Here is a 17,579-nt window from a genome sequence, read left to right as displayed (position 1 = left end):
ATCCGGCACGCGTGAATCTACTTGTAATTAGTAGGCGCGATCGTTGAGCGTGCTCCAGAGCTTCTTGGACTCGGCCATGGTCCACGCGTTGATCTTGTCCTCATCAATGCCAACGAACTCGCGATCCTTGTACAGGACGCGGCCGTTGATGATGGTGGTGCGGCAGTTTTTGCCCATCATGCCAAAGAGCATGTGGCCGTCGATGTTCTCCTCGCTCAGCGGCGTAAAGGGCTTGTAGTCCATAACGATGACGTCGGCGGCAGCGCCGGCCTCGAGCACGCCGAGCTTGCGATCGAAGTACTTGCTCGCCATCTTGGCGTTGTTCTCGAACAGCATCGTCATGGCCTCGCACCAGCCCACGTTGGGCATGGCGGCGTTGTGGCGCTGAATGATCAGGAAGACCTTAAGGCTCTCGAGCATATCGTGGGTGTAGGCGTCGGTGCCCATGCACACGGGAATGCCGCGGCGGAAGAACTCGAGCACGGGGGCGCAGCCCACGGCGTTGCCCATATTGGATTCGGGGTTGTTGACGAGCCAGGTGCCGGACTCCTTGACGATATCCATCTCGGCAGGCGTCACATGGATGCAGTGGCCGAGCATGGTGTCGGGACCCAGCAGGTTGTGCTGCAGCAGGCGCTCGACGGGACTGATGCCGCCGCGGTTGAGGCGGGAGTCCCACACGTCGTTCATGCCCTCGCACACATGGATGTGGAAGCCGGTCAAGCCGTTGTTGGCCTCGGCCATCTTGTCCATGGTCTCGTCCGACAGCGTAAAGGTGGCGTGACCGCCAAACATGGCGGCGATCATGTGGTTGTCGTTATCGCGACGCTCCTTGGCGGCCCACTGGGCAAATTCGGCGTTCTCGGCAATGGCCTGGTCGCACTTTTCCTGACCGCGACGGTCGGAGACCTCGTAGCACAGGCACGAACGCATGCCCAGCTCCTGAGCTGCATCCTTAATGGTAAAGAGGCTTCCCGGGATCTCACAGAAGCTCGCGTGGTGATCGAAGATCGTGGTGACGCCATCGCGGATGGAGTCAAGAATCGTGGCGTAGGCGCTGGCCTTGGTGCCGTCGAGTGTCAGGTTGTCGTCGATCTTCCACCACTGCTGCTCAAGATTCTCCAGGAAGTTAGTGGGGTTGCAGCCCTTAATGGCAAGGCCGCGGGCCAGACCCGAGTAGATGTGGGTGTGGCAGTTGATAAGTCCGGGCATGATGAGGTTGCCCTGGGCGTCGACGTACTCGGCATCCGGGTACTTGGCCTTGAGCTCGCACTCGGGGCCCACTTCGACGATCGTATCTCCGTCAATGGCGACCGCACCGTTTGGAATGAACGGGGCCTGAGCGTTGCGGGTAAAGACGGAACCGTTAGCGACCAGAAGCATGGATGCTCCCTTCGACATCAGAGGCGGGGTTTGACACCTCTGACATGGCGGAGTGCGAAGCGCCGGCCTACACCGGAAACGGGCCCTCTCCCGTCAACGCTTCACCAAAGGGACAAACCCTTTGAAGTGCGGCTTGGTGCCGCATGACGTCGGCGGACGAGGCGATGCGTCCACCGACGAATAGCACCGAATTGGTTACTTCTTGCTCTCGGGCAAGACCAGATCCACGGCAGCGTCCTTGGCAGCATCGATGTGTTGAGCCACGACCGGCGTCTGCGGAAGGATCAGGTTAAGGACAATGGCCATGATGGCAGTGGGAGTTACGGCATTGGAGCCGATGACGGTGGACACCCAGGCGGGCATACCCTCGCCGGCAAGGCAACCGCTGGCCATCCAGATACCCAGGCCAAAGACGACGGAGGTACCGACGATGGTGGTAGTGCGCTGCGTGAGGCCCTCGCGGGTGAACATGCGCACGCCGTTCATGGTGATGGTGCCAAAGACACCGACGGTCGCGCCGCCGATGACGGGCTGCGGGATAGCGGAAAGGACGGCAGAGAGCTGCGGGAACAGACCGGCGATGGCAAAGACGGCCGCAATAATCACAAAGACCCACTTGTTGACGACCTTGTTGGAGCAGATGATGCCCACGTTCTGGCCAAGGGCGCTGGTGGGAAGACCGCCCAGCAGGCCACCGACCATAGAGGTGAGGCCCTGGGACACGATAGCGCCGGAGAGCTCGCGCTCGGTGGGCATACGGTCGATGGAGCCCAGGCAGGCGGCGGAAACGTCACCGATAACCTGGATGGCAACCATGGGGAACACGACGGCGAGGGTAATGCAGACCTCGGGATCAAACTCGAGTGCGTAGGGCATGAGCTTGGGAAGGGCGAAGACCTGAGCGGTGGCGACGCTGGAGAAGTCGATCATGCCAAAGGGGATGGAGACGATCATGCCAACGATCATGCCAAAGAACACAGATCCCAGCTTGAGCGTGCCCTTGCCAAAGTTGGCGAGCGCAAAGACCACGGCGAAGGTGATAAGAGCGACGCACCAGGCCTGCGGGGTGCCCCACAGCGGCGTGCCCATGCCACCGGCCATGTACTTGACGGCCGTGGGATAGAGAGAGACGCCAATGGAGAAGATGACCGTACCGGTCACGACGGGCGGGAACAGCCACTTGATCTTGCTGTAGGCCAGACCAAAGAGGACCGCAACGGCGCCGCCGACGATCTCGCCGCCCAACAGCGCGCCAAAGCTAAAGCCCGAGGCGCCCATGGCCTGCAGGGCCGGCAGGAACGCGAACGAAACGCCCATGACGATGGGCAGGCCGCCGCCGATGCGACGGAAGGGAGCGAAGGCCTGAAGGGCCGTGTCGATTGCCGAAAGAATGAGCGCAACCTGAATGATGTCGGTGCTCTGCTGGCTATTAAAGCCGTAGACGCCGGCCATGATGACCGCCGGGGTAATGATGCCGGCAAACGATGCCAGTACGTGCTGAAGGGCACACGGGATCATTTCCTTAACGGGCGGCATGCCTTCGCGAGTGAACAGGGCTTCAGTGCCGTTCGTAACCGTCTCCTGGGTCATTTGACCACCAATCCTCGAAATAGTTGTTTTCGCATCTAACGCTCTATTGTGACGCAGTGCGGGGTTGAGGTTGTGCCTTCGTTGCATATCGTATTAAAGATGATTCTCATTCTCAATAATAATTTTTTGTTATCAGACTATTCTTCAGCTGAGATAACACATTTCCGCAGGTCAGGAATGTGTCTGTTCAAAATAACATCTAACTTTTCTTTTGGTCGACCGTTTACCGCCAAATTTCTACCGTTCGTCTGTATTACGCAATGTACCTGCGGATATACGAGATGATGAGCAGCGTGTTACCATGATAAAAAATTGTTATGAACACTTCGATAGAACCCAAAGGAGTTGCCCGTGAACGAGACCGTACGTCGTTTTTTGCCGATGGTCGATTTCCTGGAGCAGATACTCGGCAAAAACAGCGAAATCGTGCTGCACGATTTCTCGGATCCCGACCACGCCATCGTCGATATTCGCAACGGCATCGTGAGCGGCCGCAAGGTCGGCGGTCCCGCCACCGATCTGGCGCTCAAGATCATGCACGACGCCAAGTATCGCGACCTGCCGTTTATTACGGGCTACGAGGGGCGCGGTGCCGGTGGCAAGACGTTGGAGTCGGCGACGTTCTTTATCCGTGAGGACAACAAGATCGTCGGCATGCTTTGCGTCAACACCGACCTTTCCACGATACGCTCCATCAACGCCATGGCTCAGCAGCTCATGGCCTGCTTCGACGCTGTGCCAAGGCAGTCGGAGCCCGCGTCTATCGAGGTCGAAAGTCTTTCGGAGTCTACGCAGGAGCTCATCGACCGCAGTATTGCCGAGCTGCTGAGCGCGCGCGGGCTGGATGTAGCTTCGCTTGGTCAGATCGACCGCGTGGACGTCATTCGCCACCTCAACGGCAACGGGGTGTTTATGCTCAAGGGCGCCGTGGCCTGCGCCGCCACCGCGCTGGGCATCTCGGAGCCCAGCGTCTACCGCTACCTGCAAAAAGTTCGGAAGGAAGGCTAACGAGCAAAATGAAGCGCAGGCAGTCTTTTTGGGACGGGGCTATTTTAGCCACCCTCCCCCTGCCCGCGACTTCGATGAGCCGCAAGTAAAATCAATCCTGCATATTGGGGTAGCTAAAATAGCCCCGTCCCAAAAAGACTGCCCTTGGTGGCTCCGCAAGCGATCCGTCACGTGACAAAAGAACCCTGCAGCTCGCACGCGCTGCAGGGTTCTTTTTGCATGTCATGTTTTGTTTTCGCCAACGCCTTAGAGAGCGGCGACGACCTCGATCTCGACCAGACCGCCGGCCGGAAGGGCGGCAACCTGGAAAGCGCTGCGTGCGGGGAACGGAGCCTCGAACTTGGAGGCGTAGATCTCGTTCACGGCAGCGAAGTCGGCGATGTCGGCCAGGTAGACCGTGGTCTTGACGACATCGGCAAAGGTGGCGCCGGCAGCGGTCAGCAGGGCCTCGACGTTAGCAAGGGACTGCTTAGCCTGGGCCTCGACGCCCTCGGGCGTCTTGCCGGTTGCGGGGTCGATGCCCAGCTGGCCGGACAGGAACACCATGTTGCCGGTCTGGATGCCGGGGGAATACGGGCCGATGGCTGCGGGTGCGTTATCGGAAGACACGACGGTCTTGCTCATGTTTTTCTCCTTACGATCAGATAGAGAGCGTGAGCGCGGCGTTCGCACCGGGAGGCACAATTCGGTCTGAACACCGCGCTTGATTTGGGATAGTACTCAAGGTTTCCGCGCGATGCAAGATTATTATCACGTTGCGAGAATAATTTATCGCCCAACGGCGCCTGTCGGCCGCTGAACGGCACGACCGGACGGTGAAGCTCAAAATGATCCGTTTCCCTCCGTCCCCCATGGATCACCTGATCCGCTGGGGACGGAGGGAAACGGATCATTTTTGCTGCAAGGGCTGCTGAAGACTTTGTCCTGCTTGGGCTGCGGTCATCGTCCGCCGCAACAGCACCACTATACTTTTGAATATCTGAGCATTTTGAAAGGCAGGATATGACCGCAACCGCCAGTCGAACCACCAACCGCAGACCCGAGCTTTTGGCGCCCGCCGGAGGGCCCGAGCCCTTTGCCGCCGCACTCGCCGCGGGGGCAGACGCCATCTATTGCGGCATGGGCAGCTTCAACGCCCGCCGCAAGGCCACCAACTTTACCGACGAGGCCTTTGAGCAGGCCTGCCGCGCCGCGCATCTAGCCGGGTCGCGCGTCTACGTCACGGTCAACATCGTCATCAAGCAGTCCGAGATGGGCGATGCGCTGCAACTCATTCATCGCTGCTCCACGCTGGGCGCCGATGCCTTCATTATCCAGGACTGGGGTCTGTTCTTTGAGGTCAAGCGCACCATGCCCGGCATCGAGACACATATCTCGACCCAGGCGAACATCCACGACGACCGCGGAACCCTTTGGTGCCGCGAGCAGGGCGCCGACCGCGTGACTCTCTCGCGCGAGCTCTCCATCGACGAGATCGCCGCCATTCATAATGCCGCGCCCGATGTGGACCTTGAGGTCTTTAGCCATGGCGCCATCTGCTTTTGCTACTCGGGTCTGTGCCTGCTTTCGAGCTTTGCCATGGCGGGACGATCGGCCAACCGTGGCATGTGCGCCCAGCCCTGCCGCCTGCCCTACGAACTGATCGACGAAAACGGTCGCGCGCTCTCCCCCGCCGGCCGCGAGCGTGCGCTATGCCCGCGTGACACCAACACCTCGCAGCTCGTTCGCCGCCTGTATGACGCCGGCGCCGCGTCGCTCAAGCTCGAGGGCCGCATGAAGGCGCCCGATTACGTGTATTCCATCGTCGATGTGTATCGTCACGAAATTGACGACATGCTGGCCGGGGTCGCCGTAGATAAGGACGAGGACGCCGCTCGCCAGCGCCAGCTCAAGCGCTGCTTCAACCGCGACTTTACGCACGCCTATCAGGACGGCACCTCGGGCGACGAGATGATGAGCTACGAGCGTTCCAACAACCGCGGCCAGATCGTGGGCACGGTGCTGGGCAGCCGCCCGGCCAACCGCGATGTGCGCGGCCTCAAGCCCGACGACCGCCGTCGCCGTGCCGCCATCGCCCGTATTGAGCTGTTTGAGCCCGTGGGCAAGGGCGACCTGCTGGAGCTTCGCCACGACGATGAGTTCGACCAATTCCTGACCACCATTGCCGCCGATGATGCCGCCGCGGGCGACATCATCGAATGTCGCGTACCCCGCAGCATGCCCGAGGGCTGCCGCGTCCGCGTGATTCGCAGTCAGCGTGCCATCGACGCCGCCGGCGCCGCGCTCAAGCGCGATGTGCTGCGCCGCCGAGCTGTTGATGTGTCCGTCGTGGCGCGCCTGGGCGAGCCGTTTACCGTCACACTCACCTGCTGTGACAACCCCGCGCTCGCCGCCACCGCCACAGGCTTCACCGTCGAGGCCGCCAAGACTCGCGCCGTCGAGGCGGCAGACCTGGTTGAGCATGTGGGCCGTATGGGTTCCTCGCCCTTTGAGGCTGCGAGCTTTGACGTTTCGCTCGACGCCGGCTGCGGCATGGGCTTCTCCGCCGTGCACAAGGTGCGCGCCGCCGCCTGTAAAGCATTGGAGGAGACCATTCTGGCGCCGTACGAGGAGCGCGCGAAAACGCTCGAGATTCCGTTGCTCGACAAATGTACGCGCGCCATGCCCGAGCATTACCGCGATGAGCCGCAGATCTGCGCCGCCGTCACCACGCTCGAAGCCGCCGAGGCGGCTCGCGCCGAGGGCGCCGCGCGCATCTATATGACCACCGACGCGCTCGAGGCTGTCGGACTCTCCCCTGCCGATGCATTTGAGCAGGGTATCGTGCCCGTACTCGACGAGGTCTGCCGCGCCGTCGACCACGAGCGCGTCGATCCTTGGATCAATGCCGGAGCCACCGTCGCCGTCGGCAATATCTCCGAGCTCGCCGTAGCCGCGCATGCCGGCGCCACGGCCGAGATTCGCTCTTGCCTGCCGGTGCACAACATACCCTGCATGGAGGCGCTTGCCGAGCGCGGAGCCGGCGCATTTTGGCTCTCGCCCGAGATCACGCTCGACGAGATTGCCTCGCTCGGCGCCGCCGCGCCCGCGGCTCTGGGCATCACCGTCTTTGGCCGTCCGCGCGTTATGACGAGCGAACACTGCATTCTGCAGGTTGCCAACGGCTGCATCCACGATTGTGTCAACTGCCGTCTGCGTGCCCGCAAGCTCTCGCTCAAGAATATCGACGGAAAGGTCATGCCCGTCCGCACCGACATCCACGGCCGCTCTCGCCTGTACGATGCCTACCCCATCGACCTCACGCCGCAGGTTCCTCAGCTGCTCGATGCCGGTGTGCGTCGTCTCATGGTTGACGGAACGTTGCTCGAGACGGATGAGGTGAGCCGTGCCGTCGCCCGCGTCCGTCGTGCCGTCGAAGCGGCGCAGGCGGGCCGTAAGCCCGCCGCCCGTCTGCGCGGGGCGACCTCGGGCTGCATGTTTGTGGGAATCAGCTAACCGAAAGGCTTACACGTGAACGAAGAACCTCAAGTCCTCTACTGCGACGCCTGGCTCATGGCCATCGACAAGCCCGCCGGCATGATCGTCCACGGCGACGGCACCGGCGAGCGCACGCTCACCGACTACGCCAGCGACCTGCTGCTGGCGATGGGCGACGGCTTTGCCGCGACCGACATGCAGCCGCTCAACCGCCTGGACCGCGACACCACCGGCGTGGTGTTGTTCTCGCTCGACAAGCAGACGCAGCCCGCCTTTGACCAGATGGTGATCGACCACGCTTTCGAAAAGCACTATCTGGCGCTCGCCGAAGGCAAAATCGACTGGAACGAAAAGCTCATCGACAAGCCCATCGCCCGCGACCGTCACGACAGCCGCAAGATGCGCGTCGGCGCCAGCGGCAAGCCGTCTCAGACGCGCGTGAAGGTGCTCAAGCGTCTTAAGAGCCGTCGTGGCCTGCCCACGCGCTCGTATATCGATGTCGAGCTGCTCACCGGCCGCAAGCACCAAATCCGTGTGCATCTGGCAAGCGAGCGCCATCCCCTGGTTGGCGACGACCTGTACGGAACGCCGCGCCCCTGCGGCCTGATGCTCCATGCCCACAGCGTGTCCTTTACGCATCCCGTAACCGGTGAGCACATCCACATCGAAGCCCCCTGCCCCTGGGAGCCCTAAAACCTGCCAAAAAGGGCAGGCACCTTTGTGGTGGCTTTGCCGCAATGGCTCAGCCGCGGTCCCAAAACGTCTCGATCTGTAACAGTTAGAACCCATTTTCCGGTCTATCCGTTACAGATCGAGACATTCGAATCCCCCTCAAGGGAAAATCTCAATCTGTAACAATAACTCGTCAAAATCGGTCCCAGATGTTACAGATCGAGACAAAGGGACGGCAAGGTTCGGAAGTATCTCAATCTGTAACACCTAGCCCACTTTTAACGGTCTTGTTGTTACAGATTTAGACAAAACGGCAGACAACAAAAGCGGCATCGCCCATCGAGGGTGTTGCCGCTTTTCTATTGAGGAACCTAAATGGTTTTGACCTTGCCCTGTCGCTAGACCGTGATGACGTTGTCCATCGACTGGTACTTGGCTGGCACCTCGCCCGCGGTAATAATCGTTGCGTCGCGGAAGTCCGCGAACTTGACGGGCGCCACCATGCCGAATTTGCTGGCGTCTGAGATTACGAAGCGTTTGGCGGTATGGCGCATCGAGATACGCTTGACTTGCGCTTCCTCGATATCCGGTGTGGTGAGACCTTGCTCGGCGGCGATGCCATTGGAACCCCAAAAGCCGCAGTTGAAGTTATAGCGGTCCAGGGTTGCCAAGGCGTCGGGACCGACGAGCGCCTCGGTCTCGGGCTTGAGCTCGCCGCCCAGCACCACGGTGCGCATGCCGCGCAGAGCGAGATGCTGGGCATGGAGCACGGAATCGGTCACATAGGTGACGCCCTCAAGGCGCGGAAGATGCTCGATGAGCTTGAGGGTCGTGGATCCCGAATCGATATACACAAAGCTATCGGGCTCCACAAGCGCCGCGGCGCGGGCGCAGATACGCTCCTTGTCGTCGTTATGGAGATCGCTGCGCTCACTGATCGTTAGGTCGCGCGTCACGTGCGCGCGCTCAAGACTTGTCGCGCCACCGTGCACCTTGGCGATACGGTGTGCGCGGTCGAGCGTCTGCAGGTCACGGCGAATGGTGGACGGCGTCACGCCCAGGGCTTCAGCAAGCTCCGGCACGGTAACCGAGCCGGCCTGCTGCACCATCGACACGATCGCGTTGAGCCTATCTTCCGCAAGCATCGCTTACTCCTCCTCGGGGTACACGACTCCCCAGTCGGCGCGGAGCTTGGTCATCAGCTCCATAACATCAGAAGCATAGCCCAGAAGCTCGCGCTTCGAATCATCGCCGGCAACGGCCTGCTCGAGGTCAGCCATCTCGTAGCACAGAGCGTATGCCTCGGTGCCAGCGTGGACCTCCTCACGGTGACCGTCCGCAGTCCACACGATGGTCGCATGGTCGGCGCGCGGATACTCGTTGACCTCGATATAGCACTTGTCGAAGCTGATGACCGAGCGCTTGGGCTGCTTGGAGTGGAGTGTAAGGCTCACGACGCCCAGCTGCTGCTCGGCGTTACGGCAGACAATGCCGCCCGCAACGTCGACACCGGTCTCACAGGTGTTGCCCAGAGACACGACCTCGGCTGGCTGGCTGGCCATAAACAGGCGCATGACGGACAGGGCATACACGCCAATGTCGAGCATGGCGCCGCCGGCAAGGCTACGGTTGTAGAAGCGGTTGGTCAGGTCGCCGTACTCCTTATAGCTGCCAAAGTTGAGCTGGGCGAGGTTCATGCGGCCAAAGTCGCCCGCATCCATTCGACGGCGCAGCTCTTGATACAGCGGCATGTGGAGCACCGTGGTGGCGTCCATAAGGACCACGTTGTGCTCGTCGGCGATGGCACGGGCCTCGTCGAGCTCGGCAGAGTTGAGGGTAATGGCCTTTTCGCAGAGCACGTGCTTGCCGGCGGCCAGCGCGGCACGCAGATAGGTGATATGCGTGTTGTGCGGCGTGGTGATATAGACGGCGTCGATATCCGGATCGGCATAGAGATCCTCAACCGTTTCATAGACCTTCTCGATGCCATACTGCTCAGCAAAAGCCTGGGCCTTGGACAGCGTGCGGTTGGCGACGCCCGCAAGCTTGCGGCCGGCCAGCGCGAGGGACTGGGCCATTTGGTTGGCAATAACGCCGCAACCGATCACAGCCCAACGGAGCTCGGGAGCCGTAAAGATGTCGTTAGGGAACGGCTTGTCCTGGACCGAAGCAAATGCTGCTTTGGCGGCTGCCGCGGCGTCGAGTGGAGCCTGCTTGGAATCTGCCATTATGTGTCTCCTGTGTCATAGAACGTCTTGCATTTCTGACAGCTCTATATTCGCACAAACACGCACGTCTGTGCGCGTTTTTGCGTATCTCACCGCTAAACGGTCATTATTACCCCGTAAACGGCGCATATATACGCATAGGTGCGTAATCAAACGCAATCTAACGCGCATAAACGCGCACACAAGCAATTTATACAGCACAACCCGCTCATTTATGCTTACCCAGTTAGGGTACTCATTTAAGTCTGTCCCCAATGAGTAATTTAAGTCTGTCCCCAATGAGTAGGGATAGAAAAAGGCCCGGGTGCCGTGGCATCCGGGCCTTTGCTAGCAACTTGATGTTGCGGGCAGCTTAGAACTTGTGGCCGCACTTCTTGCAGACGCGCAGCTTGTTCTTGCCGTCCTTCTCGTGACCGACGCGGGTAACCTTACCGCACTCGGGGCAGACGAGATTGACGTTGGAGGCATCGATGGGAGCCTCCTGCGAAACGATGCCGCCCTGCTGGTTGGCAGCGTTGGGCTTGACGGCCTTCTTGACGACCGAAACGCCCTCGACAACGACCTTGTTCTCGGCGGGGAGAGCACGCAGGATAACGCCCTGCTTGCCGCGATCCTTACCAGAGAGAACCTGGACCTTATCGCCCTTCTTGATATACATATATCTCCCCTAACTACAGGGTCTCGGGAGCGAGCGAGACGATCTTCATGTACTTCTTGTCACGAAGCTCGCGAGCGACAGGCCCGAAGATACGGGTGCCGACGGGCGAACCATCGTTGTTGATGACAACGCAGGCGTTCTCATCAAAGCGAATGTAGGAGCCATCCTTGCGGCGGATCTCCTTAACGGTGCGAACGACGACGCAACGGACAACGTCCTTCTTCTTGACGTTGGCGCCAGGGGTAGCCTCCTGGACAGCACCGATGAACACATCGCCGATGCCTGCATAACGACGCTTGGAACCGCCAAGCACCTTGATGCAGCGAATCTTGCGAGCGCCGGAGTTGTCGGCGACGTTCAGCATGGTTTGCATCTGAATCATGGTAGATGTTCCTCCGAACTAAGAACCGAAGAGAGGTGCGCAGCCTTTAGACGGACTGTGGTATGCAAACCAGGCATACGCACATCTTCGGAAACGTACAAGTCGTAAGAGCGACTGCTTATTTAGCGCGCTCGACGACCTCGATGAGGCGCCAACGCTTCATCTTGGACATAGGACGGGTCTCCATAACGCGGACGGTATCGCCCACGCCAGCCGTGCACTCCTCGTCGTGAGCGTGCAGCTTCTTGGAGCTGGTCATCATCTTGCCGTACTTGGGGTGACGCTTGCGCTCGGTGATGGTGACGACAATGGTCTTGGCACCGGAGACGGAGGTAACGACACCCGTACGGACCTTACGCGAGTTACGCGAATCAGTCATGTTCTCTCCTTAGGTCCTACTCGGCGACAGCGGACTTCTCCGCTGCGATCTCGCGGGCGCGCTGCTCCGTGAGGACGCGAGCGATGTCCTTCTTCACGGTGTTGACGCGAGCGGTGTTGTCCAGCTGGCTGGTGGCCATCTGGAAACGAAGGTTAAAGAGCTCGGCGCGCATTTCCTTCAGCTTCTCAACAAGCTGAGCGTCCGAGAGCTCACGAATCTCTGCGGGCTTCATTAGTTCTCCTCCTTGGCGGCGGCGGCGTCCTCAGCAGCCCACTTGGCCTCGAGAGCGGCCTCCTCAGCCATCTCCTTCTCGATGCGCTGCTCAGCGTTCTTAGCAGCAACAATCTTGGTCTTGATGGGAAGCTTGTGCTGTGCAAGACGCAGAGCCTCGCGAGCGACCTCCTCGGGCACGCCCTTGACCTCGAACATGATGCGGCCGGGCTTGACGACGGCCACCCACTCCTCGGGGTTACCCTTACCAGAACCCATGCGAGTCTCGGCAGGCTTCTTGGTGATGGGCTTATCGGGGAAGATCGTGATGTAGACACGACCGCCACGCTTCATGTAGCGGGTCATGGCAATACGAGCGGCCTCGATCTGACGGTTGGTGATCCAATGGGCCTCGAGAGCCTGGATACCAAACTCGCCGAAATGCAGCTCGGTATTACCCTTGGCCTGGCCCTTCATGGAGCCACGCTGCACCTTGCGGTGAAGAATACGCTTAGGGGCAAGCACTACTGACCCCTCCTCTCGGAGTTACGACGACGAGGACGGGAAGAGCCCTCGAGTGCAGGGTTGGGAACAGGCTGGCCCGGGAGCTTCTCGCCCAGGTAGATCCAGACCTTCACGCCGCAAGCGCCCATGGTGGTGCTGGCGACAGCCGTGCCGTAGTCGATCTTGGCACGGAGGGTGTGCAGAGGCACGCGACCCTCGCGGTACCACTCACGACGGCCCATCTCGGCGCCGCCGAGACGACCGGAGCACTGGATACGGATGCCCTTAGCGCCGGCCTTGCGGGCGGACTGGACAGCCTTGCGCATAGCGCGACGGAAGGCAACGCGGCCCTCGAGCTGCTCGGCGATAGACTGAGCAACGAGGTTGGCGTCGAGCTCGGGGCGCTTGATCTCGACAACGTCGACGGAGAGCTGGCCCTTGGAGACGCCAGCGACCTTCTCGAGCTCGGTGCGGAGGGTATCGATCTCGGCACCCTTCTTACCGATGACAACGCCGGGGCGAGCGGTGAGGATGATGACCTTCACCTTGTCGCCAGCGCGCTCGATCTCGACGCGGGAGACAGCTGCGCGGGAAAGACGCTTCTCGAGGTACTTGCGGATCTCGAGATCGTTACCGAGGGTCTTAGCGTAATCCTTCTCTGCGAACCAGCGGGAGCGCCAGTTCTCGGTGATGCCAAGACGGAAGCCGGTGGGGTAGACTTTCTGACCCATACAGCTTTACGCCTCCTTTCGAGGAGCAACGACGACGGTGATGTGGGAAGTACGCTTCAGAATACGAGAAGCGGAACCCTTGGCGCGGGGACGGATGCGCTTAAGCGTCGGACCCTCGTCAACATAGGCAGCGGCGACAACCAGGTTGTCGGCACGCAGACCGTTGTTGTTCTCGGCGTTCGCAACGGCGGAACGGAGAACCTTCTCGACATCCACGGCGACGGCGCGGTCGCAGAAGTGGAGGATGTCGAAGGCCTGAGCGACAGGCTTGCGGCGGATCAGATCGACCACCAGGCGGGCCTTGCTGGGGGAAACACGCACGTACTTAGCGACGGCGCGAACCTCGGTGGCCTCAGTTTCAATAGACTTAGTTGCCATTTACGGTTAACCCCCTATTTGGCCTTGTGGCCACGGAACGTACGAGTCGGCGCGAACTCGCCGAGCTTGTGACCAACCATGGACTCGGTAACATACACGGGCACATGCTTGCGGCCGTCGTGGACGGCGATGGTGTGACCAACCATCTCGGGGAAGATGGTGGACGCGCGGGACCAGGTCTTCACGACGTCCTTCTTGCCAGCCTCGTTCATCGCGGTGATACGCGAGAGAAGGCGAGTCTCCACGAACGGGCCCTTTTTGAGACTTCTGCTCATAAGTGCTTTCTCCTAAAACTCGGTATCCGAAATTACTTCTTACGGCGACGAATGATGTGCTGGTTCGAGACCTTCTTCTTCTTGCGCGTACGAAGGCCCTTCGTCGGCTTACCCCAGGGGGTAACAGAGGGACGACCAGAGGTGTGGTTCTTGCCCTCGCCACCGCCGTGCGGGTGGTCGACAGGGTTCATGACGGTACCGCGGACGGTCGGGCGCACGTTCATGTGACGCTTACGGCCGGCCTTGCCGATGACGATGTTGGAGTGATCGGCGTTGCCGACCTCACCGACGGTGGCGCGGCAGGTAACGAGGATGCGGCGCATCTCGGAGGAAGGCATACGGACGATGGCGTACTTGCCCTCCTTACCCATCAGCTGGCAGGAGTTACCGGCGGAACGGGCGATAGCAGCGCCCTTGCCCGGCTGGAACTCGACGGCGTGGATGAGCGTACCGACGGGGATGTCGGCGAGGGGCAGAGCGTTGCCCGGCTTGATGTCGGCGTCAGAACCGGACATGATGGTCTGACCGACCTCGAGGCCCTTGGGGGCCAGGATGTAGCGCTTCTCACCGTCAGCGTAGTGCAGCAGAGCGATGCGAGCGGAACGGTTCGGATCGTACTCGATCGTGGCAACCTTGGCGGGCACGCCGTCCTTGTTGCGCTTGAAGTCAATCACGCGGTAACGACGCTTCACGCCGCCGCCCTGGTGGCGGGTGGTGATGCGGCCGTTGTTGTTACGACCGGCCTTCTTGGGCAGGGGCTCGAGAAGAGACTTCTCGGGCTTGGTGCAGGTGATCTCGGAGAAGTCGGAGATCGTCTGCCAACGCCTACCAGCGGAGGTCGGCTTAAGGTGCTTTACAGCCATTACAATCCCTTTCAATAGGAATCCGTTAGCCATCGCAGACAGGGATTCGAGGTTCTGCCTCGGGTGCGATGACACCGGACGTATACACGGTTCCGGGCGTGTCCATTTTATACGCCCAAAACCTTGAGCTCTCGCCTCCCCTTTTTGGGAGGCATGAGCTCACTCAACAGCAGCGAGTCTTAGGCCTGGTTGCCAAAGACCTCGATGGTGTCGCCCTCGGCCAGCGTGACGATGGCCTTCTTCCAAGAACGGGTCTTGCCGGCGACATAGCGCACGCGCTTGGTCTTGGGCTTGACCGTCAGGGTGTTCACGCGAACGACCTTGACGCCGAAAATCTCCTCGACAGCGTCCTTGATCTGATACTTGTTAGCATCCTTGGCGACCTCGAACGTGTACTTGTTCAGCTCCATGCCGGAGAAGGAACGCTCGGACACGATCGGACGGATGATGATCTCGTGGGCGGTCATTTATGCAAGCACCTCCCCGAAGTGAGCGGCGATGTCGGCGGGCATCAGCACGGCATCGTTGTTGACGAGATCGTAGGTGTTGGCCTCGTCAGCGGTGATGATGAACGTCTTGGGAATGTTGCGGAACGACAGGTAGGCGTTGACGTCCTCATCGCGAACGATGATGGTCAGACGCTTGCCCTCAAGGCCGAGAGCCTTGAGCATGGCGACGGCAGCCTTGGTGGAAGGCTTCTCGAAGCCGTAGTCGTCGACGAGCACGAGCTCGCCATCGGCCAGCTTGGCGGACAGCGCGGAGCGCATAGCCAGCTTGACCTCCTTGTTGTTCATACGCTTAGCGTAAGAACGGGGCTTGGGGGCGAAGACGACGCCACCGTGACGCCACTGGGCAGCACGGATGGAACCCTGGCGGGCACGGCCGGTGCCCTTCTGACGCCAAGGCTTCTTGCCGCCACCGGAAACCTCAGAGCGGCCCTTAGCGGACTGGGTGCCCTGACGCCAAGAGGCCATCTGGCACTTGACGATGTGGTGCATAACGTGGATGTTCGGCTCGATGCCGTACACCTCAGCGGCGAGCTCGGCCTCGGCGACCTTCTTGCCCTCGCTGTTCTTTACTTCAAACTTTGCCATTTAAGTGTTCTCCTTGGTATGACGCTGGGCTAAATGGGCTGGGCCCTTAGGCCATACGGATGGCGACGAGACCATTCTTGGCACCCGGGACAGCGCCCTTGACCAAGATGAGGTTCTGCTCGGCATCGATGCGGACAACGGAAAGGTTCTTGACGGTAACGCGCTCGTTACCCATGTGACCGGCCATCTTGACGCCCTTGAGGACGCGCGCAGGATAGGCGCACTGACCGATAGAACCGGGGTGACGCTGGAAGTGAGAACCATGCGTCATAGGACCGCGGCGCTGACCCCAGCGCTTGATGCGACCCTGGAAGCCCTTACCCTTGGAGGTACCGATGACGTCGACCTTCTCGACATCAGCGAAATCAGCGACGGTGACGACCTCGCCGACCTTGTGCTCCTCGCCGTTCTCGACGCGGACCTCACGAAGGAAACGGACAGGCTCGACGCCAGCCTTAGCGAAGTGACCAGCCATGGGCTTGTTCACGTTCTTGGCCTTGATGTCGCCGAAACCGATCTGGACGGCGTCATAGCCGTCGGTTGCCTGAGTTTTAACCTGCGAGACAGCGCAGGGGCCAGCCTGGATGACCGTGACGGGAACGACGTTGTCGTCCTCGTCCCAAACCTGGGTCATGCCAATCTTGCGGCCGAGAATCATGCTGATCAAGATATGATCCCAACTCTCGCGTGGTCTTGGGACAATGCGTACACCACCGAGCGTACGCCCCTAGAGGACCACTACTTACACGACGTGCTCCCCAGCCTTGTATTTCGCCCGGACTACCTGACAACCCTATTAAGCAGGCATTTTGTCCAGCCAGAATACTCCCCTGGTTACACACAGCTGATTAGTATACACGGCTGCGGGCGTATCCATCGAGATTCATATTTCACTCACATTGTTTACGCAGGTAAAGTGCGTGGAGTCGCCTGGGCTTGGCAGAGGGGCGGCGAAATATATTAAGTTTGCTGCTCTACAGTCCTGCGCAAGACGGAAAGCACATTAAGTGCTTTCCTTTGCGTGCGGAACTCGCGACAAACTTAATATATTTCGCCGCCCCTCTGCCAAGCTCGGGAGACGACACGTTGATGTCTGCTTAACTCTGCTCGCTCAGCTAATTACTTTGTTGGGGGTCCACTATTTGCTGAAGGGTGAACTTGCATTGCATTGGCTCGCCTTCTGCTTGTGGCTTTGCCTCATCGAAATTGAAAATCATGATGGCGCAGTTGGGGAGTTTTGCTGGGAGCTCGAAGCCCTCTGGGGCTGCAGCCTTGATGAATTGGCGGCTGGCGCTGCCGTGGCTTACTGCTAGGAGGGTTTCGATGCCCTCGGAGCCCATGAGATTGGTGAGGGTACCTACCATGCGTTCTTGTAGCACGCGGCTTCCTTCCCCTCCGAAGGGGACCAGATCCTCGCCCGGGTCCCAGACGTCGGTGGGTAGCGCGTCGTGGGGGCCTTCTTCGAAGGAGCCGTAGCAGCGCTCGATGATGCCTTCGCAGGGCTCGACAGCAGCGTCCGGGCCGAGGAGTTCGGTTGCGACGAGCTGAGCTGTGTCCATGGCTCGGCCTAAGGGCGAAGAGACCACTTTGTCGGGGGCAACGTCGTGGGCCTTGAGCCATGCGGCTGCCATTCCCGCTTGTTTGCGGCCCAGGTCGGTCAACGGTGAATCGCAGCGGCCCTGGACGAGCTTTTTGACGTTGAATTCCGTCTGGCCGTGGCGGAGTAGGTATAGGCGCTTCATGCTCT

At 60.3% G+C, this 17,579-nt stretch carries 20 protein-coding genes and 1 pseudogene; 3 read left to right on the top strand and 18 right to left on the bottom strand.

All coding sequences use genetic code 11. The features are described 5' to 3' along the window. Positions 1-27: 27 nt before the first annotated feature. Together ssnA and AAA138_RS02760 are read right to left on the bottom strand one after the other, a co-directional pair. Positions 28-1,383: a putative aminohydrolase SsnA gene (ssnA, locus tag AAA138_RS02765; RefSeq protein WP_124786005.1), complete on the bottom strand. Its 1,356-nt coding sequence runs from the start codon at positions 1,381-1,383 to the stop codon at positions 28-30. A 195-nt stretch (positions 1,384-1,578) separates the two neighbouring features. Next, positions 1,579-2,973, bottom strand: a complete 1,395-nt coding sequence (locus AAA138_RS02760; protein ID WP_055285183.1) for a solute carrier family 23 protein — start codon at positions 2,971-2,973, stop codon at positions 1,579-1,581. A 351-nt stretch (positions 2,974-3,324) separates the two neighbouring features. Between AAA138_RS02760 and AAA138_RS02755 the strand changes: the two genes are divergently transcribed. Next, a complete protein-coding gene (locus AAA138_RS02755; protein WP_349089472.1) occupies positions 3,325-3,981 on the top strand; it encodes a PAS domain-containing protein in 657 nt (218 codons plus the stop codon). A gap of 246 nt (positions 3,982-4,227) precedes the next feature. On the opposite strand, the gene AAA138_RS02750 is transcribed toward AAA138_RS02755, so the two are convergent. Continuing rightward, the gene (locus tag AAA138_RS02750) at positions 4,228-4,605 is read right to left on the bottom strand and encodes a Rid family detoxifying hydrolase (RefSeq protein ID WP_349089471.1); all 378 of its coding nucleotides are present in this window, start codon (positions 4,603-4,605) and stop codon (positions 4,228-4,230) included. A 378-nt stretch (positions 4,606-4,983) separates the two neighbouring features. Here AAA138_RS02750 and AAA138_RS02745 point away from each other — a divergent pair, with 378 nt between their 5' ends. Continuing rightward, on the top strand, positions 4,984-7,476 hold the full coding sequence (locus AAA138_RS02745; RefSeq protein ID WP_349089470.1) for a U32 family peptidase: 2,493 nt from the start codon (positions 4,984-4,986) through the stop codon (positions 7,474-7,476). A gap of 15 nt (positions 7,477-7,491) precedes the next feature. Further along, on the top strand, positions 7,492-8,151 hold the full coding sequence (locus AAA138_RS02740) for an RluA family pseudouridine synthase (protein WP_233509079.1): 660 nt from the start codon (positions 7,492-7,494) through the stop codon (positions 8,149-8,151). Positions 8,152-8,528: 377 nt separating this feature from the next. Here the strand turns inward: AAA138_RS02740 and AAA138_RS02735 are convergent, their stop codons facing one another. The 15 genes and pseudogenes from AAA138_RS02735 to AAA138_RS02665 form a co-directional block, all read right to left on the bottom strand. Continuing rightward, a complete protein-coding gene (locus tag AAA138_RS02735; protein ID WP_148331877.1) occupies positions 8,529-9,275 on the bottom strand; it encodes a DeoR/GlpR family DNA-binding transcription regulator in 747 nt (248 codons plus the stop codon). A gap of 3 nt (positions 9,276-9,278) precedes the next feature. After that, positions 9,279-10,358: a Gfo/Idh/MocA family oxidoreductase gene (locus AAA138_RS02730; protein WP_349089468.1), complete on the bottom strand. Its 1,080-nt coding sequence runs from the start codon at positions 10,356-10,358 to the stop codon at positions 9,279-9,281. A gap of 352 nt (positions 10,359-10,710) precedes the next feature. Beyond that, positions 10,711-11,016: a 50S ribosomal protein L24 gene (rplX, locus tag AAA138_RS02725; protein WP_099432059.1), complete on the bottom strand. Its 306-nt coding sequence runs from the start codon at positions 11,014-11,016 to the stop codon at positions 10,711-10,713. Positions 11,017-11,029: 13 nt separating this feature from the next. Beyond that, the gene (rplN, locus tag AAA138_RS02720) at positions 11,030-11,398 is read right to left on the bottom strand and encodes a 50S ribosomal protein L14 (protein WP_006235041.1); all 369 of its coding nucleotides are present in this window, start codon (positions 11,396-11,398) and stop codon (positions 11,030-11,032) included. A 118-nt stretch (positions 11,399-11,516) separates the two neighbouring features. Continuing rightward, a complete protein-coding gene (gene rpsQ / locus AAA138_RS02715) occupies positions 11,517-11,777 on the bottom strand; it encodes a 30S ribosomal protein S17 (RefSeq protein ID WP_006235040.1) in 261 nt (86 codons plus the stop codon). Positions 11,778-11,793: 16 nt separating this feature from the next. Then, positions 11,794-12,009 carry a 50S ribosomal protein L29 gene (rpmC, locus tag AAA138_RS02710; protein WP_006235039.1) on the bottom strand — a complete coding sequence of 72 codons (216 nt, stop codon included), beginning with the start codon at positions 12,007-12,009 and terminating at the stop codon, positions 11,794-11,796. A gap of 107 nt (positions 12,010-12,116) precedes the next feature. Next, a pseudogene (gene rplP, locus AAA138_RS02705) lies at positions 12,117-12,512 on the bottom strand (50S ribosomal protein L16); the annotation flags it as partial. Further along, entirely contained in the window at positions 12,512-13,222 is a 711-nt protein-coding gene (gene rpsC / locus AAA138_RS02700; protein ID WP_006235037.1) for a 30S ribosomal protein S3, read from the bottom strand. The gene rpsC and the pseudogene rplP, both read right to left, overlap by 1 nt. Positions 13,223-13,228: 6 nt before the next feature. Continuing rightward, the gene (gene rplV / locus AAA138_RS02695) at positions 13,229-13,600 is read right to left on the bottom strand and encodes a 50S ribosomal protein L22 (protein ID WP_006235036.1); all 372 of its coding nucleotides are present in this window, start codon (positions 13,598-13,600) and stop codon (positions 13,229-13,231) included. A 14-nt stretch (positions 13,601-13,614) separates the two neighbouring features. Then, the gene (gene rpsS, locus AAA138_RS02690; RefSeq protein WP_006235035.1) at positions 13,615-13,875 is read right to left on the bottom strand and encodes a 30S ribosomal protein S19; all 261 of its coding nucleotides are present in this window, start codon (positions 13,873-13,875) and stop codon (positions 13,615-13,617) included. Between the two features lie 32 nt (positions 13,876-13,907). After that, on the bottom strand, positions 13,908-14,738 hold the full coding sequence (gene rplB, locus AAA138_RS02685; RefSeq protein WP_022094198.1) for a 50S ribosomal protein L2: 831 nt from the start codon (positions 14,736-14,738) through the stop codon (positions 13,908-13,910). Between the two features lie 179 nt (positions 14,739-14,917). Continuing rightward, positions 14,918-15,205, bottom strand: a complete 288-nt coding sequence (gene rplW / locus AAA138_RS02680; protein WP_022094197.1) for a 50S ribosomal protein L23 — start codon at positions 15,203-15,205, stop codon at positions 14,918-14,920. Continuing rightward, positions 15,206-15,832: a 50S ribosomal protein L4 gene (gene rplD, locus AAA138_RS02675; protein ID WP_349089467.1), complete on the bottom strand. Its 627-nt coding sequence runs from the start codon at positions 15,830-15,832 to the stop codon at positions 15,206-15,208. It lies immediately after the preceding gene. Positions 15,833-15,878: 46 nt separating this feature from the next. Then, positions 15,879-16,499 carry a 50S ribosomal protein L3 gene (rplC, locus tag AAA138_RS02670; protein ID WP_035137484.1) on the bottom strand — a complete coding sequence of 207 codons (621 nt, stop codon included), beginning with the start codon at positions 16,497-16,499 and terminating at the stop codon, positions 15,879-15,881. A 448-nt stretch (positions 16,500-16,947) separates the two neighbouring features. Further along, on the bottom strand, positions 16,948-17,574 hold the full coding sequence (locus tag AAA138_RS02665; protein ID WP_349089466.1) for a histidine phosphatase family protein: 627 nt from the start codon (positions 17,572-17,574) through the stop codon (positions 16,948-16,950). Positions 17,575-17,579 lie beyond the last annotated feature (5 nt).

It is taken from the genome of Collinsella sp. CLA-JM-H32B (genome assembly GCF_040098065.1).
In the GTDB taxonomy this organism is placed as follows: Bacteria; Actinomycetota; Coriobacteriia; order Coriobacteriales; family Coriobacteriaceae; genus Collinsella.
The sequence above is the reverse complement of the archived record's forward strand: the minus strand, read 5'-3'. Positions and strand labels throughout refer to the sequence as shown.